The 16253-nt window shown below is 74.6% G+C and carries 12 protein-coding genes, 1 pseudogene and 1 riboswitch; of the genes and pseudogenes, 4 read left to right on the plus strand and 9 right to left on the minus strand.

What is annotated here, in order from left to right; translation table 11 throughout:
* Positions 1-10: 10 nt before the first annotated feature.
* The gene (locus ACGFRB_RS24285; RefSeq protein WP_393245874.1) at positions 11-3220 is read left to right on the plus strand and encodes a tetratricopeptide repeat protein; all 3210 of its coding nucleotides are present in this window, start codon (positions 11-13) and stop codon (positions 3218-3220) included.
* 158 nt (positions 3221-3378) lie between these two features.
* Here ACGFRB_RS24285 and ACGFRB_RS24290 read toward each other — a convergent pair whose 3' ends face one another.
* From ACGFRB_RS24290 to ACGFRB_RS24315, 6 genes and pseudogenes are all read right to left on the minus strand, one after another.
* On the minus strand, positions 3379-3612 hold the full coding sequence (locus ACGFRB_RS24290) for a hypothetical protein (RefSeq protein WP_393245876.1): 234 nt from the start codon (positions 3610-3612) through the stop codon (positions 3379-3381).
* A 31-nt stretch (positions 3613-3643) separates the two neighbouring features.
* Positions 3644-4021: an ASCH domain-containing protein gene (locus ACGFRB_RS24295; RefSeq protein ID WP_393245878.1), complete on the minus strand. Its 378-nt coding sequence runs from the start codon at positions 4019-4021 to the stop codon at positions 3644-3646.
* Positions 3990-4286 carry an NUDIX domain-containing protein gene (locus ACGFRB_RS24300; protein WP_393245880.1) on the minus strand — a complete coding sequence of 99 codons (297 nt, stop codon included), beginning with the start codon at positions 4284-4286 and terminating at the stop codon, positions 3990-3992. The genes ACGFRB_RS24295 and ACGFRB_RS24300 overlap by 32 nt, the downstream gene beginning before the upstream one ends.
* A gap of 97 nt (positions 4287-4383) precedes the next feature.
* A pseudogene (locus ACGFRB_RS24305) lies at positions 4384-4515 on the minus strand (NUDIX domain-containing protein); the annotation flags it as partial.
* Between the two features lie 108 nt (positions 4516-4623).
* A complete protein-coding gene (locus ACGFRB_RS24310; RefSeq protein ID WP_363010646.1) occupies positions 4624-6147 on the minus strand; it encodes an aldehyde dehydrogenase family protein in 1524 nt (507 codons plus the stop codon).
* Positions 6144-7433: a GAF domain-containing protein gene (locus ACGFRB_RS24315; RefSeq protein WP_393246000.1), complete on the minus strand. Its 1290-nt coding sequence runs from the start codon at positions 7431-7433 to the stop codon at positions 6144-6146. The genes ACGFRB_RS24310 and ACGFRB_RS24315 overlap by 4 nt, the downstream gene beginning before the upstream one ends.
* Positions 7434-7857: 424 nt before the next feature.
* Positions 7858-7971, plus strand: a riboswitch (ZMP/ZTP riboswitch).
* A gap of 29 nt (positions 7972-8000) precedes the next feature.
* Between ACGFRB_RS24315 and ACGFRB_RS24320 the strand changes: the two genes are divergently transcribed.
* Complete coding sequence (locus tag ACGFRB_RS24320; protein ID WP_363010648.1) at positions 8001-8858, plus strand: tetrahydrofolate dehydrogenase/cyclohydrolase catalytic domain-containing protein; 858 nt, start codon at positions 8001-8003, stop codon at positions 8856-8858.
* Between the two features lie 96 nt (positions 8859-8954).
* Entirely contained in the window at positions 8955-9872 is a 918-nt protein-coding gene (locus ACGFRB_RS24325; protein ID WP_393245882.1) for a hypothetical protein, read from the plus strand.
* A 58-nt stretch (positions 9873-9930) separates the two neighbouring features.
* Here ACGFRB_RS24325 and ACGFRB_RS24330 read toward each other — a convergent pair whose 3' ends face one another.
* The gene (locus ACGFRB_RS24330) at positions 9931-10539 is read right to left on the minus strand and encodes a TetR/AcrR family transcriptional regulator (RefSeq protein WP_393245884.1); all 609 of its coding nucleotides are present in this window, start codon (positions 10537-10539) and stop codon (positions 9931-9933) included.
* Between the two features lie 222 nt (positions 10540-10761).
* Between ACGFRB_RS24330 and ACGFRB_RS24335 the strand changes: the two genes are divergently transcribed.
* Entirely contained in the window at positions 10762-11607 is an 846-nt protein-coding gene (locus ACGFRB_RS24335) for a class I SAM-dependent methyltransferase (RefSeq protein WP_393245886.1), read from the plus strand.
* A 103-nt stretch (positions 11608-11710) separates the two neighbouring features.
* Here the strand turns inward: ACGFRB_RS24335 and ACGFRB_RS24340 are convergent, their stop codons facing one another.
* Positions 11711-13129 carry an SWF or SNF family helicase gene (locus ACGFRB_RS24340; protein WP_393245887.1) on the minus strand — a complete coding sequence of 473 codons (1419 nt, stop codon included), beginning with the start codon at positions 13127-13129 and terminating at the stop codon, positions 11711-11713.
* Positions 13126-16107 carry a DEAD/DEAH box helicase gene (locus ACGFRB_RS24345; RefSeq protein WP_393245889.1) on the minus strand — a complete coding sequence of 994 codons (2982 nt, stop codon included), beginning with the start codon at positions 16105-16107 and terminating at the stop codon, positions 13126-13128. Before ACGFRB_RS24345 ends, ACGFRB_RS24340 begins: the two co-directional genes overlap by 4 nt.
* Between the last annotated feature and the right edge of the window lie 146 nt (positions 16108-16253).

Consider the following 16253-nt stretch of genomic DNA (forward strand, 5'->3'; position numbering starts at 1 on the left):
GCAGTCCGCGGTGCCGTCGTCCGTCCGGCAGAATGTCACGGCTGTCGGCGGCTTCGCGTACGGGGTGGTGGGCGCATCCGTCCACGTCTTCGGCGACGGGCTGCCGCTCTATGTACTGGAGGAGTGGCGTCCGGCCCCGAACACCGATCCGGAGTTCCTCCGCGAGCTGCCGAGCCGGATGCTCAACGCCCGCTTCGCCGTGGTCGAGTTCACGGGCCGGCGAAGCGAGCTCGCGGATCTGCGCCGCTGGTGCCGCGACGGCCCCCGGCTCGCCGCCCGCTGGCTGCACGGCCCGGGCGGGCAGGGCAAGTCCCGGCTCGCGGCCCGCTTCGCCGGCGAGGCCGTCGACGCCGGCTGGAAGGTGATCACGGCCACCCACGGCCCGGGCAGTGTGCTGCCGCCGCCCGGCAGCCAGGATCTCCGCGCGGACGGGGCAGCCGGGATGCTGCTGATCGTCGACTACGCCGACCGCTGGCCCCAGAGCCACCTGGCATGGCTGCTGAGCAACGCGCTCCTGCACCAGTCCGGAGTACGGGCCAGGGTGCTGCTGCTCGCCCGTACCGCGGACGCGTGGCCGGCTCTGCGGGCCTCCCTCACCAACCAGCAGGCGGGCACCTCCACCCGGTACCTGCAGCCGTTGGAGCCGGACGAGGGAGGCGGAGGTCGCCGGCCGATGTTCGACGCGGCGCGGCGCGCCTTCGCGGCCCGCTACGGGCTCGGCAACCCGGAGGCCGTCCCGGTGCCGAGCGGTCTGGACCATCCTGACTTCGGCCTCACGCTGGCTGTTCACATGGCCGCGCTGGTGGCCGTCGACGCCCACGCCGCGGGCCTCCCGCCGCCCGAGGGGGCGGCGGCGGGCCTGACGACGTACCTGCTGGACCGCGAGCATGCCCACTGGGCCCGGTTGTCCGGCGACGGTACCCACGAGCTGGACCCGGTGAAGCGCACCTTCCGGACCGCCCCTGAAGTGATGCGCCACGTCGTCTTCGTGGCGGCGCTCACCGGCCCGCTCCCACGTTCCGCCGGTACCGCCGTACTCGCATCGCTCGGCATCGGCCCTGCCGGACAGGTCTGCCGCGATCACGCCGTCTGCTACCCGCCGGACGGCGCACCGGGCCCGTACGCCGAAGCGGGCGCAGGCCCTGCGGCCGGCATGCCGGTTCTGGAGCCGTTGTACCCCGACCGCCTCGCCGAGGACTTCATCGCTCTCACCCTCCCCGGTCATCGCGCCGACTATCCGTCCTCGCCCTGGGCGGCGGCCGCCGTACGCACCCTCCTCGGCCGTGACGGCGACGGCACCGCCCCGGCCTGGACCCCGAGGGCGGTCACCTTCCTGGCCGCCGCAGCCGAGCGCTGGCCGCACGTCGGGTCAGGACACCTGCGGCCGCTGCTGCGTGACGATCCCCGGCTCGCGGTCGACGGCGGAAGCGCCGCACTGGCCGGCATCGCCCGCCTCGACCGGCTGGACACCCCGCTGGGCCAAGCCATCGCCGGGCACTTTCCCCCACACCGCCACGTCGACCTGGACGTGGGGATGGCCGCGCTGACGGCCCGTCTCGGCGAGCGGGTCATCGTCGAGACGCCGCTGGAAGACGAGTCGCAGCGGCTGGTGCTGCGGGCGCTGATCCGCTCCGAGACCGCCGTTCGTCACTCGTACGCCGGACAGTACGACCTGGCCGTCGCAGCCATGGAACGGGCGGTGGAGGACTGGGAGGCGGCCGCGGCCACGGTGCGGACCGCCTTCGAGGTCAACCTGGCGGAATCCCTGAACGGCCTCGGCAACTACCTCTGGCGCACGGGAAGGACCCCGGAGGCCCTGGCGGCGAGCGAACGCGCGGTGTCCCTCTGGCGGCGCTGGGCCGACTCCACTCCCGATAAGACCGGCCTGGCGGAAGCACTCGTCAATCTCGGCCTCTGGCTGGCCCAGACCGGCTGCCGCGCCGAGGCCGGACAAGCTCTGGCCGAAGCAGTGGAGCTGCTGCGCCCGGTGGCCAGGGCGGATCCAGAGCGGCACGACCACCGCCTTGCCACCGCCCTGCACGACCTCGGCGGGTGGCTGGCCGACGAGGGCCGCCGCGCCGAGGCCCTGGAGGCGACGGCGGAGTCCCTGGCCATCCGGCGCCGACTCGCCGCCGTCCACCCCGAAACCCACGAACCCGATCTCGCCGACACCCTTGTCAACCTCGCCCGCGACCTTGCCGCGCTCGGCCGTCGGGCGGAGGCCCTGGCTGCCTCGGGCGAAGCGGTCGACATTCAATCCCGCCTGGCCCGCGGCAACCCTGCGGCGCACGAACGCGGGCTCGCGGAATCACTGTCCGGCCTCAGCGCCGACCTGGCGGAAGCCGGCAGGCGGGACGAGGCCCTGGCCACGAACGAGCGGGAGATCGCCGTGCTGCGGCGGCTGGTCGAAGCCAACCCGGCCGGGTTCGAGCCGATGCTGGCGCAGGCCCTGGACAACCGGGGCCAATGGCTGGCAGAGGCCGGCCGGCCGGTGGAAGCCCTGACGCGGACCGAGGAGGCCGTGGCCATCCGGACCCGGCTCTGGCAGGAATGCCCCGCGGTCCACGAGCGCCCGCTTGCCGCCGCGCTCAGGCATCTCGGCATCAACCGGGTACGGGCCGGACGTGCGGCCGAAGGGCTGGAGCCCGCGATGCGGGCGGTGGCGATGTTGCGCCGGCTGGCGCAGGCCGTCCCGGCGGCGCATGAAGCGGAACTGGGCCGCTGCCTCAACGACCTCTGCATCGTCCTGACGGTGCTGCGCCGAGGGCCGGAGGCGCTGGTCGTCGCCGAAGAGTCGGCCGCCCTTTGGCAACGCCTGGCCGCCGACGAACCGGCGGCCCACGCGGTCGAAGCGGCCAGATTTCTGTGTACCCTCGGCCTCTGCAGGGTGCTGACCGGCCGTCCGGCCGACGCGCTCGACCCGCTGGAACGCTCCGTTGCCGCCCTGCGCCGGCCCACCGGCACCGAGGCCGCGGCACAGGCGCCCCACCTGGCCCGCAGCCTCGATGTGCTCGCCCGCGCGTACCTCGTGCTCGGCCGTACGGACGACGCCGTCGCCTTGGCGGAAGAGGCGCTCTCCCTGCGCGAGCGGCTCGCCGAGGACGCCCCCGCGGCGCACGGAGCCGCGCGGGAGGAATCGCGGCGACTGCTCGCCGGACTGCGCGGCACGACCCCGGCGCGACGGCCGGGCCACCGCCGGTGGCCGTGGCGACCTCGGTAGGCCGGTCCAAGCGCTCGGAGCGATTCATCGGTCCCTCGGGCGTGCTCCGCCTCGCGGACGTACGGCCGCCGGCAGCAGGGCCCGCGAGGACCGGTCCGCCCAGCCGGGCACGGCGCACCAGGGGACGGCGGGACGTTGGTGGTGCGGGTGGTGGTGCCTCAGCGGCGGCCGGACAGCTCCACGTGGCAGGTGCAGACGCCCTCGATGTCGACGGCCGGGCCGGTGGAGGTGCCCTGGAGGGCGGGCGGGAGCGCGTGGGCGCCGCCGGCCTCCTCCGAACTGCCGGACTGGCAGGCCGCGAGCGCCGTGAGCAGCAGCGGAAGCAGCGCCGTGGCGGCCGCCTCTGCGCTTGTACGCGGCCCCCGGCTTCGTGTCTTCAGCCCCCACCCCAAGACCGATTGCGGTGATCCTGGATGCCGGGGATCAGCGGTCTTCCGCCATCCGGAAGGCCAGGCAGACGACGGGGGTGCGATCGTCGACCGGGGTGCCGGCCTGCTCCCAGAAGCGTCGGTGTACGTCGCGCCAGGCATCCAGGGAGGCGTCGCCCTCGCCCTCGGCCCGGGCGTGCTCCCAGGTGACCTCGCCGAAGGGCATCACCTCCACGCGGGTGTACACCAGAGTGGCGATGCGCCGGCCCGCGTTGTCCAGGAGGGCCTGGCGCTCGCCGACGTGCTCCAGGACCTCGGACTCGTCGGCGTACTCGTCGAGCAGGCAGGTCGTGGCGGTCTTGGCGCCGGTCAGCACCAGGGAGTTGAGCCGGTCCCGCAGGTCACCGGGGAATCCCAGTTCCAGCGCACGCATTCCGTCGACTCGCGGCCACATCGTCCCATCCCCAGGTCACGGCCCGTCGGCCGACGGGCGTCGTACGAGTGATCATCGTACGGTGCCCCGGCCGGCGGGCTCTGAAGAAGAGCTGGATCCGGGGCGGGTCCGCGGGCTGCTCCCGCATGTGCACCGTGTGGACGAGTTCGAAGTCGGCGGGGTCGACCACCAGCCCGGCTTCCTCGTACGCCTCCCGCACGAGGCAGGCGCTCGCGGCCTCCGCCTCGCAGTGGCCCGCGATCACATGCCAGGCCCCGGCCGCGTTCGCCCAGCCGGGGTGCCGCAGGAGCCGGGTCGCCGTTCCAGCGGCCGGTGAAGAGCTGGGTCGGTACGCGGGTCCCGTCGTTGCCGGTGGCGTGCTCGACCGCGTACGGCGTGAGGCCGGCGACCGTCAGGCCGGCCTCCTCGCGCAGCTCCCGGCGGGCCGTGTCGAGCAGGGTACGGTCCTGCGGCTCCCGGCCGCCGCCGAGCACCGGTGGGACAAACTTGGAGTTTCGGTGTAAACGCGACCCTCTGATGTGCGAGGCAAGTGAGAGGCGCCTGACGGGCAAAACCCAGGTCAGGCGCCTCTTTATGTGCCCCTAGAAGAAGCCGAGCTTCTTCGGCGAGTAGGACACCAGCAGATTCTTCGTCTGCTGGTAGTGCTCCAGCATCATCTTGTGCGTCTCACGGCCCACCCCCGACTGCTTGTAGCCGCCGAACGCCGCGTGGGCCGGGTAGGCGTGGTAGCAGTTCGTCCAGACGCGGCCCGCCTGGATCGCGCGGCCGGCGCGGTAGGCGGTCGTGGTGTCGCGGGTCCAGACGCCGGCGCCGAGGCCGTAGAGGGTGTCGTTGGCGGTGCGCATGGCGTCGTCGAAGTCGGTGAAGGAGGTCACGGCGACGACCGGGCCGAAGATCTCCTCCTGGAAGACCCGCATGCGGTTGTCACCCTCCAGGATGGTCGGCTCCACGTAGTAGCCGCCCGCCAGGTCGCCGCCGTGCTCCAGGCGCTGACCGCCCGTCAGGACCTTGGCGCCCTCCTGCCGGCCGATCTCCAGGTACGACAGGATCTTGTCCAGCTGGTCGGCGGAGGCCTGGGCGCCGATCATGGTGTCCGTGTCCAGGGGGTGGCCCGGCACGATGAGTTCGGTGCGGGCGGTCGCCGCCTCCAGGAAGTCGCGGTAGTGGCCGCCCTGGACCAGGGCGCGTGACGGGCACGTGCACACCTCGCCCTGGTTGAGGGCGAACATGGCGAAGCCCTCCAGCGCCTTGTCGAAGAAGTCGTCGTCCGCCGCCGACACGTCGTCGAAGAAGATGTTGGGCGACTTGCCGCCGAGCTCCAGGGTCACCGGCTTGAGGTTCTCCGCCGCGTACCGCATGATCAGCCGGCCCGTCGTCGTCTCGCCGGTGAACGCGATCTTGGCGACCCGGGCCGACGACGCGAGCGGCTTGCCCGCCTCCTCGCCGAAGCCGTTGACGATGTTGACCACGCCGGGCGGCAGCAGGTCGGCGACCAGGCTCATCCAGTAGTGGATGGACACCGGCGTCTGCTCGGCCGGCTTCAGGACGACCGCGTTGCCCGCGGCCAGCGCGGGCGCCAGCTTCCAGACCGCCATCAGCAGCGGGAAGTTCCACGGGATGATCTGCGCGACGACGCCCAGCGGCTCGTGGAAGTGGTACGCGACGGTGTCCTCGTCGAGCTGGCTCAGCGCGCCCTCCTGGGCCCGCAGCGCCCCCGCGAAGTAGCGGAAGTGGTCGATGGCCAGCGGGATGTCGGCGGCCAGCGTCTCGCGGACCGGCTTGCCGTTCTCCCAGCTCTCCGCGACCGCCAGCGCCTCCAGGTGCTGCTCCATCCGGTCCGCGACCCGCAGCAGGACCTGCGACCGCTCGGCCGGCGCGGTGCGGCCCCAGGCCGGGGCGGCGGCGTGCGCCGCGTCCAGGGCGCGCTCCACGTCCTCGGCGCTGCCGCGCGCCACCTCGGTGAAGGCGCGGCCGTCGACGGGGCTCGGGTTCTCGAAGTACCGGCCGCCGGCCGGGGCGACGTACGCGCCGCCGATCCAGTGGTCGTACCGGGTCGCGTACGACATCAGCGAACCCTCGGTACCGGGCGCGGCGTAACGGGTCATGAGTGTGGCCTCCCTCGGACCGCGCCGGCCGTCCCTGGCCGGCGGTCTGGTCCGAGTGTGCGCGAGGTCACGTTGCGATGCCGTTGCAACCCCGCGCCGCCCGCGCCGAGTTCGGCGTCGAGCGCGGCCAGCCTGGCCCGTACGGCCGGTACTTCGCCGACCGGAACGGCCGAGGCCAGTGCCCGCCACACCGTCACGTCGTTCTCGCCCCACGCGCTGTACGCCCAGTCCGCGAGCAGCGCCGGATCGGCCCGGTCCACCAGAGCCGCCCGCAGCCGCCCGGTGAGCCGCTCCCGCAGCCGCACCACCCCGGGCGCGGACGAGGACGGCAGCAGCGGACCCGGATAGCCGCCGAGCGCCGCCGAGACGGCCCCCGAGGCCAGCCGTCGCTCCACCGTCTCGAAATCCGCGTCGACGACACGGGTCAGCCGGTACGGCCGTGAGGCCAGCAGTTCCGGGCCGAGCAGGCCCCGCAGCCGGGACAGCTCGGCCCGCAGCGTGACCGGGGTGACCGACTCGTCCTCGTACAGCAGAGTGAGGAGTTCGTCGCCGGCCACCCCCTCGGACCGCCGGGCCAGCATCACCAGGATCTCGCTGTGCCGACGGCTCAACCGCAGCCGCCTGCCCGGTAGTTCGAGGAGTGCCTCGTCCCGGCCGAGCGCCGTCAGCCGCAGCCGGTCCGCCGCCGGGGCGGGGGAGACGAGGGCGAGCTGCGACTCGGCGGCACGCGCCACCGCCTGCACGAACGCCAGGCTGTGCGGATGCGCGAGCTCGTCCCCGCCGGTGATGTCCACCGCGCCCAACGCCCGCCCGCTGTACGGGTCGTGCACCGGAGCCGCCGCGCACGTCCACGCCTGCACCGGCCGCCGGAAGTGCTCCGCCGCGCACACCTGCACCGGCCGGCCGACGGCGAGCGCCGTCCCCGGCGCGTTCGTCCCGACCACCGCTTCCGACCAGCGCGCCCCGGCCACGAAGTTCATGCCGCGCGCCTTGCGCAGCGTCCCCGGATGGCCCTCCACCCACAGCATCCGGCCCGTCGCGTCGCACACCGCGAGCAGATGCTCGCCGTCGTGCGCATACGCCCCCATCAGCTCGCGGATCACCGGCATCGCCGCCGCCAGCGGGTGCTCCGCCCGCAGGCCGGCCAGCTCCTCCTCGTCGAGCTCGATCCGGGCGGTGCCGTCCGGGCTCACCTGTGCGCGCGCCGAACGCCGCCAGGAATCGGCGACCAGCGGCCTTACCGCACAAGGGCCGGACAGCCCGGTTGGACCAGACAGGCCGGACAGGCCGGACGGGTCCGGCGGTTGGCCGGCCGTGCGCACCGCCGCCGAAGCGGAACCGTCACCGGCCGCCGCGTCGGCACGGGCATCGGCCCCGGCTCCCGAAGCCGGACCGCCCGGGGGAGCGGATCCGGAGCCGCCGCCCGCGCTCGTGAACGTCTCGTGCGCCCGTCGCACCCCTGTCCACGCATCGCTCAACTCGTCCTCCAGGCCGCGTCGTCCGTCGCGTCGAGGCCATCGTGCGGCGCGCACGCCCTGTCGACAAGCGCGCGGACAATCGGTCCTTCGTGCCCCTATCGGAACCTCCACGCCACCCGCACCGACCGGACCGCACCCCACCCCCGCCGGACACGGCCCCGTCACCCCCGACGCCCCGCACGCACGGCCGAGCACCCGTCACCTACGGGCCGAGCACCCGTCACGTACAGTGGTCCCGGGCCGTGACTGGCGCTTGAGGTGGATCACCACCGGGGAGCGGCCCGGCGGACGCGCGTACCCACCCGTACGTGCCACCGCCCCGCTGCCGTGCGCCTGGGCCGACCACCGTTTCGCGACGACGCCCAGGAGTGGCCCATGTCCGTCAGCACCGCACGCCTCATGGACGGCACCGCGCTCGCCCGCCGTACGGTCGAGGAGACCGCGGCGCGCGCCGCCGAACTCGTCCGCCGCACGGGTGTCACGCCCTGCCTCGCCACCGTCCTCGTCGGCGCCGACCCGGCCTCCGTGACGTACGTGAAGATGAAGCAGAACCGCTGCGCGAAGGCGGGCATCCGCTCGAAGCACGTCGAACTGCCCGCCGAGACCACCACCGAGGAACTCGTCGCGACGATCACCGCGCTCTCCGCGGACCCCGGCGTCCACGGCATCCTGCTGCAGCACCCGGTCGGCCCGCACATCGACGAGCGCGCCGCCTTCGAGGCCATCGCCCCGGAGAAGGACGTGGACGGTGTCACCATGGCGTCGTTCGCCGCCATGGGCTTCGGCCTGCCCGGCTTCGTCTCCTGCACCCCCGGCGGCATCATGCGCCTGCTCGACGCCTACGACGTGGAGCTCAGTGGCAAGCGGGCCGTGGTCGTCGGCCGCAGCGCCATCCTCGGCAAGCCGGCCGGTCTGCTGCTCCTCGGCCGTGACGCCACCGTCACCTACTGCCACTCCCGCACCACCGACCTGTCCGCCGCCGTCCGCGAGGCGGACATCCTGGTCGCCGCCGTGGGCAAGCCGAAGTTCATCAAGGGCGAGGACATCAAGCCGGGCGCCGTCGTCGTCGACGCGGGCTACAACCCCGGCAACGTCGGCGACGTCGACTTCGACAGCGCCGCCGAGCGCGCCTCCCTCATCACCCCCGTGCCCGGCGGCGTCGGACCGATGACCATCGCCGTCCTGCTCGCGCAGACCGTCGACGCGGCGGAGCGCCAGGTCACGGCGGGGTAGCCGGTCGTGCCGGGCCCCGAGGGCGCGGAGCCGGTCCAGGGTCTCGTACGGGCCGCGACAAGGTCACGGTTGCGTACAGGCGTGCCTCAGGAGGCCATGATCGCTCGCCATACGGGCACCAGCCGGGCGAACCTGGGTTCCATGCTCCACCCGCCGACGGAATCCCCGTCCCGCGATACCCGGCCCCCGAGACGGCCGGGCGCCGTCGCCCTGCCGCTCACCACCGCGCTCGCCGCCGTGCTCGCGCTTTCCATGACCCTCACCGCGTGCGGCGGCGACGCCGACGGCGTCAGGCGCGCCGGGCCGCCCACCCCGTCCGCGACACCCGACGCGTACGGCACATCCGGTACGGCCGGAAAGCGCGACACGCCCGGCGCGCATGGTGCGGACGGCGGACGAACCGCGCTCGACCGGCCCGGCACGCCCCGTCCAGGAGACACGGGCCCGTCTGCCCGGCCGTCCGGGGCACCGAGCGAGAGCGGTCCGCCCCGCCCGCGGCACACCGGGACGGGCCCCGGCGGCGCGCCCGGCTCGTCCGCGAGCGGGTCCGTCCCGGCTTCCGTGGTTCCCGCCTCCACCGCCCCGGCGGAGGCCCACGGCGCCCGGCGGACCACCGCCGCCACCGGCGGACCGGCTCGTCCGGCCGGGCCGAAGGACCGGTCCCGTCCCATGCCGTACGACGTCCTGCGGGTCGGTGACTGCTTCGACATCGACCGCGCCGCGCCCGGCACCGTCGTACGCCGCGCCTGCGACACGCCGCACGACGCCCAGGTCGTGGCCCGGCCGGCCCTCGACGGCCGGTACGCCTCCGACGCGGAGGTCAAGGGCGCGGCCGCCGCCCGGTGCCGGGGTCCCTTGCGTGCCGAGGCCGCCGAACAGCCCTTCGGCACGCGCTGGGCGACCTTCGTCCAGTACCCGTACCGCACCAGTTATCTGCTCGGCGACGACCGCATCGTCTGCAGCCTCGCCGTTCCGTCCGCCTCGGGCCGCAAACTCACCGCGCCGCTCCTCTGACGGGGGCAGTCCGTCAAGTCGCGCGGGCGGCCGGACGTCGTGCCGGCCGGGCCCCGGCTCAGACCTGTGCCGGGAGCCCGGCCGCCGGGGCCACCAGAGCGGCCACCAGACGGCGCAGGGCGGGCCGCGGATCGGGCGCGTCCGGCCAGGCGGTCATCAGGAGATGGTGGGCGGTGCCGACGACGGCGAGGGCGACGGTCGCCGGATCGACACCGGCCGCGACCCGGCCGCGCTCTCGCTCGGCCTCCAGATAGCCGGCGATCGTCTCCTGGACCGCGTCGTAGGCGGGAGCCCCGCCCGCCAAGGCGGCGCGGATCAGCGGAGAGACCGCCGGCCGGGTCATCGCGAGCCCGGTCAGGGCGGCACCACCGGACTCGAACATCCCCAGGGCCATGGCTTCGAGATTCCCGGCCACCGTGCCTTCCCCGACACGTGTGGCCAGCGCCCGCGCCCGCGCCGCCGTGCGCGCGAACCGGTCCAGGCAGAGTTCGGCGACGAACACGTCCAGCCCCGCGAAATGCGCGTGCAGCAGTCCCTTGGCGCAGCCCGCCTCGGTGGTGACGGACCGGCTGGTGAGCGCACCGGGACCGTCCCGTTCCACGATGCGTTCGGCCGCCGCGAACAGTCGCTCGCGTACGTCCGGTGTCGCCACTCCGCGCGGTGCCATGGCCGCTTCTCCCCTACTTCTGCCTTGCGGTCGGACGTTCCCGCCGGCGCGCGTGGGCGGCTCGCCCCGCGCCGGACGTGGGGCATCCGGCGGGCGGGCCGCCCAACTTCTCGGCCTGGGCGGGAACTACCCCTGATCGTAAGGGTATTGCGAGTATGGGCGTGTGCCCATACTGTTTGGGCGTTCGCCCGAACCCTGCTCGCCGTCCGTCAGGAGACACTCATGCCCGAGACCGCCAACACCGCCCAGGCGCAGGCGTGGAACGGCCCCGAGGGAGCGCACTGGGCCCGCCACCAGGACCGGTGGAACGCCGTCAACGGAGGATTCGACGAGCCGCTGCTCACCGCGGCCCGCATCACCGCCGGCCACCACGTCCTGGACATCGGCTGCGGCTCCGGCCGGACCACCCTCCTCGCCGCCCTCCGCGCCCCGCGGGGACGCGCCGAGGGCCTCGACCTGTCCGGTCCCATGCTGGCCGAGGCCCGCGCCCGGGCCGCGAGCGAAGGGGCCGCCAACGTCTCCTTCACCCAGGGCGACGCACAGGTGCACCCGCTCGAACCCGCCCGTTTCGACGCGGCCATCAGCCGCTACGGCGTGATGTTCTTCTCCGACCCGGAAGCCGCCTTCGGCAACATCGGCCGCGCCCTGCGCCCCGGCGGCCGGCTCGCCTTCGTCTGCCCGGCCGAACCGGCGCTCAACGGCTGGGTGGTGGCCCTGGCCGCGCTGCGCGGCATCCTCCCGCTCGGCGACTTCGACCGCCCGGGACAGCCTGGCATGTTCTCCCTGGCCTCCACCGACCGGGTGCGCTCCGTCCTCGAAGCGGCCGGATTCGCCGGTGTCGACGCCGAACGCGTGACGGCGGACGGCGTCTGGGGCGAGAGCGCCGAGGACGCGGCGGACTTCCTGCTGTCCTCCGGCCCCGGCCGGCACCTCATGGGGCAGGTCGAGCCCGCCGAGCAGGCCCGGGCGCGCCGTGTCCTCGTCGACCACCTGCGCGACCACGAGGGGACGGGCGGCACCGTACGGCTGCGCAGCACGTCCTGGCTGGTCACGGCCACCAAGGCCTGACCCCCGACGTCCCCTCGGTCGGCCGGGGCCGGTGCGGGGGGCAAAAGGGGCGGGAGGCCCCGCACCCTTGGCCCCCCGCATCTCGGTCCCGCACCGGCAACGGCTAACGCGCCGTCATGGCCAGGGCAGCCGCGGGATCCTGCGTGGCCGGCCCGGCCGGAACCCAGCGGCCCTCCTTCTCGCGGTACGGCCACCAGCGGCCGTCCGCACCGAGGCGGAGCCGGCCGTCGCCGCCCACGACGGCCCATCGGCCCGGTCCGGCCCCGCGCAGCACGGGGCGATCGTCCGCGTCCCAGGCCGTCGCGAGCCGGGCCTCCGCTCGCCGCAGTGCCCCGGCGTCCAAGAACACCCGCCCCTCCAGGACGTCCAGGGCCGCCGATCCGCCGAATCCCCAAGCAGTCACCGCGAGTTCGAGCTCCTCACGGGTGCGGCCCGAACCCTCGGCGAGACGCGCCGCGATCCACCCGGACGGTGCGCCGGAGGCAAGCCGTATCGCGTCCTGATCCACCGTCAACGGCGGGTCCGTGAGCACGGCCCCGGCACCGGACAGCATCCGGTGCGCCCGCGCCGCCGCGTCCGCCACCAGGAACTCCAGGGCCGCCGGGTCGACCTCCGGGCCCGGTGCGCTTTCCGTGTCGAGGGACGGCGGCTCGCCCGGCGTCTCGGCCGGAACCGGGGGAGCGGGCAGCGGCGGCAGGATGTCCCGCGCGGCGAACGCCTCCGCGGCGGACACCCCGGCCGGACCCGCGGCGCCCGCCCCCGCGGCCGATCCCGGCATCCCCGCCGGACCCGCCCCGCGGCTCCATGTCTCCGTGTCCGCTCCGCCCGCGCCGCGGATGCCCGCCGCGTCCGCCGCCCGCGCCGCGCTGCGCTCCTGCAGCGCCGCGACCAGCGCCCGCTCCCCACGCCCCCGCAACAGCAGCAGGATGAACGGGTCCTCGTCGAGCAGCCGCGCCACCTGGTAGCAGAGCGCCGCCGTGTGCGGGCAGTGGTCCCAGGCACCGCAGGTGCACTCGGGCTCCAGGTCCCCGATGCCCGGCAGCAGTTCGAGCCCGGCCGCCGCGGCGTCCTCGACCAGGTGCGGCGGCAGTTCACGATCGAGCAACGCCGCGATGTGCCCCGCACTGTCCACCGCCAGATCGACGAGCCGGTCCCACTCCTCCCCGGAGAGTTCCTGGACCAGCACGTCACTCCGGTGCGCCGTGCCGTCCCGGCCCTGCACCACGGCCGTGATCCGGCCCGGCCGCACCGACACCGCTCCCACCGTCCCGGCCCGGGCGTGCTGCCGGCCCGCCTTCAGCTGCTTGCCGTCGAGCGCCGTGTCCTCCAGGGCCCGCAGCCACGCCCGGCCCCACCAGGTGCGGGCGAAACCCGCGCCCCGTACGGCGGGCAGGGCGGCGAACGTCCGCTCGCCGTCGCCGTCGTGCCCGCCGGGCCGCCGGCCGCGCCCGGCACCACTCTCGTACCGGCCGTCGCCGTCGTGCCCGCCGGGCCTCTCGTGGGCGTCTCCATACGCGCTCATCGTCCGTCCTCCCCACGCAGTCGCACCAGTTCGGCCAGCTCCGAGTCCGTCAGTTCGGTCAAGGCCGCCTCGCCTCCGCCGAGCACCGCGTCGGCCAACGCTCGCTTGCGTGCGAGGAGTTCCGCGATCCGGTCCTCGACCGTGCCCTCGGCGACGAGCCGGTGCACCTGCACCGGCCGGGTCTGCCCGATCCGGTACGCGCGGTCCGTGGCCTGCTCCTCGACGGCCGGATTCCACCAGCGGTCGAAGTGGACGACATGACCGGCCCGGGTCAGGTTGAGACCGGTGCCCGCCGCCTTCAGCGACAGCAGGAACACGGGGACCTCGCCGCTCTGGAACCGGGCGACCATCGCCTCCCGCCGCGCGACCGGCGTACCCCCGTGCAGGAACTCCGTGACCACCCCCCGCGCCGCCAGATGCGTCTCCAGCAGCCGCCCCATCGCCACGTACTGCGTGAAGACCAGCACACCCCCGCCGCTCCCGCCCTCGGCGAGAATCGTGTTCAGCAGCTCGTCGAGCAACTCCAACTTGCCCGAACGGCCCGCGATATCCGGCCGGTCCTCCTTCAGATACTGCGCGGGATGGTTGCAGATCTGCTTCAGGCCCGTCAGCAGCTTGACCACCAGACCGCGCCGCTCCATCCCGTCCGCCTCCGCGATCGCCGCCAGCGTCTCGCGCACCACAGCCTCGTACAGCCCCGCCTGCTCGTTCGTGAGCGGCACGGCGCGGTCGGTCTCCGTCTTCGGCGGCAACTCGGGCGCGATACCCGGATCCGACTTGCGCCGCCGGAGCAGGAACGGCCGTACCAGCGCGGCGAGTCGGGACGCCGCAGCCGGATCCGAGCCGCTCTCGACAGCCGAGGCGTACCGCGCGCGGAATACTCCGAGCCCGCCGAGCAGACCCGGGGTCGTCCAGTCCAGGATCGCCCACAGCTCGGACAGGTCGTTCTCGACCGGGGTGCCCGTCAGCGCCACCCGCGCCGCGCCGCCGAGCGTGCGCAGCGCGCGGGCCGTCGCCGCGTACGGGTTCTTGACGTGCTGCGCCTCGTCGGCCACGACCAGGCCCCAGCGGCGCGCGGCGAGCCGGGGCGCGTCCAGCCGCATCGTGCCGTAGGTCGTCAGGACGAACTCGCCGTCGACGAGGCCCTCCAGGGAGCGTGACGCGCCGTGGAAGCGGCGCACGGGGGTGCCGGGCGCGAACTTCTCGATCTCGCGCTGCCAGTTGCCCATCAGTGAAGCGGGGCAGACGACCAGCGTCGGGCCGGCCGACCGAGGGTCGGTCCGGCGATGCAGATGCAGCGCGATCAGGGTGATCGTCTTGCCGAGACCCATGTCGTCGGCGAGGCAGCAGCCGAGTCCGAGCGAGGTCATCCGGTTCAGCCAGGCGAGCCCGCGCAGCTGGTAGTCGCGCAGCGTCGCGGCGAGCGCGGCCGGTTGCCCGATCTCCCCTTCGCCGCGCTCCGGTTCGGCGAGCCGGGCCCGCAGTCGCTCCACCCAGCCCGAGGCCTGGACCTCGACCGGCCGTCCGTCGGCCTCGACCGTGCCGGTGAGGACGGCGCCCAGCGCGTCGACCGGGGCGAGCCTGGTCTCGCGCCGGGCGCGGGCCCGCCGCAGTTCCTCGGGGTCGACGAGGACCCACTGGTCGCGCAACCGCACGAGCGGGCGGCCGGACTCGGCGAGCCGGTCCAGCTCGGCGCGGGAGATCTCCCTGCCGCCGAGGGAGAACCGCCAGTCGAAGGCGAGCAGGCTGTCGGCGGAGAGCACCGACGGCAGGCCGTCGCCCGGCCCCCGGAATCCCGTGCCCGTTCCCCGTTCCACCACGCCGCCGGTGTCCTCGTCCCCGTCCGGAGGGCCGATCACGGCGCGGGTGACCAGCCGGTGGGCGAGATCACGCGGCCAGTGGACGCGGACCCCGGCGGCCGCGAGGGCACGGGCGGCCGGGCCGAGGAGTTCAGCGATCTCCTCGTCCGCGAGTTCCATGGCGTCGGGCACGGCCGAGGCCAGCAGCGGTGTGAGCGAAGGCCAGGCACGCGCCGCCCGGCGCAGCGCGAGCAGCGCGTCCAGCCGGGCCCGCGCCCCGAACGCGGCGGTCCCGGGCGCCGTCCCGGACCATACGTCCGCGGCGTCCGCGACGAGCGCCGGATCGGCCACGGAGTGCATCTGGAGAACGGCCCGGAAGGACGGCGTCCGTGTCCCGCGGCCCCCGGGCCCGGCGCTCAGCCCTCCTTCGGTCCGGTCTCCGGCTCCGATTCGGTCTCCGACCTCGACCAGGCTTCCGGCCTCGTCCCCGGCGCCGGACTCCGGTCCCGCGCCCACCAGTTCGACACGCAGCGACAGCCGTACGCCCGCGTCGTGTCCGGCCGCCCAGGCTCGCAGCCCAGGGCGCGGCCGCTGATGCCGGCCGTCGTCCATGGCGGCGAAGGCGGGGCCGCCGGCGGCGAGTGCGGCGGCGGGGGTGCGGGGGAGGGTGTCGGCCACGGTGTCGGTGAACTCCCTGAGCAGCCACTCCGGTTCGGGCAGCAGCAGCGCGCCTTCCTCGTCCGTCTTTGGCAGTGGGACGGCATGCGCCGACGGCGGCATGGCCGCGGCCAGATCGCCGAGCGCCGCCACGTCCCCGGCGGAGAGCGGCCCGGCCCGCCAGGCGGTGTGGTCGCCGGCGGTGAGCCCCGGCAGGACCAGCCCCCTCGCGACGAGGCCCAGCGCGAACAAGGTGGCCGCGCCCCAGAACGCCGCCGACGGCGAGGCGTTCGTGTCGAAGCGGGCCCGGGCGAGCAGGGGCAGGGCGTCCCGTACGGGCAGGTGGAGCGCGTCGACGGTGTGTGGCCGTACGTCGTCCCCGACAACTGTCAGGGGAGCGAGCCGGTCGTCATGGAGCCGGCCCGCGGCGGCGACCGGCGGGTCCGCAGACCAGAAGGCGAGCCGGCCTGCCCGGTAGGGGTCGGCAGGCAGGAAGAGGACGTGGCAGCGGATGAGATCCAAGGGAGGAGCGGAGGCGAGGGCGAGGGCCGACGCGGGGCGGGGCGAGGACGGGGGCGGCTGCGAAGGCGACTGCGACAACACATTCCTCAAGTTTGACTAGCGGGTCGGGCGGCCGAGGGTACCCCAACTCCTCCTGCCCGCGTCGG

Source organism: Streptomyces sp. NPDC048718 (genome assembly GCF_043198875.1).
GTDB lineage: Bacteria > Actinomycetota > Actinomycetes > Streptomycetales > Streptomycetaceae > Streptomyces.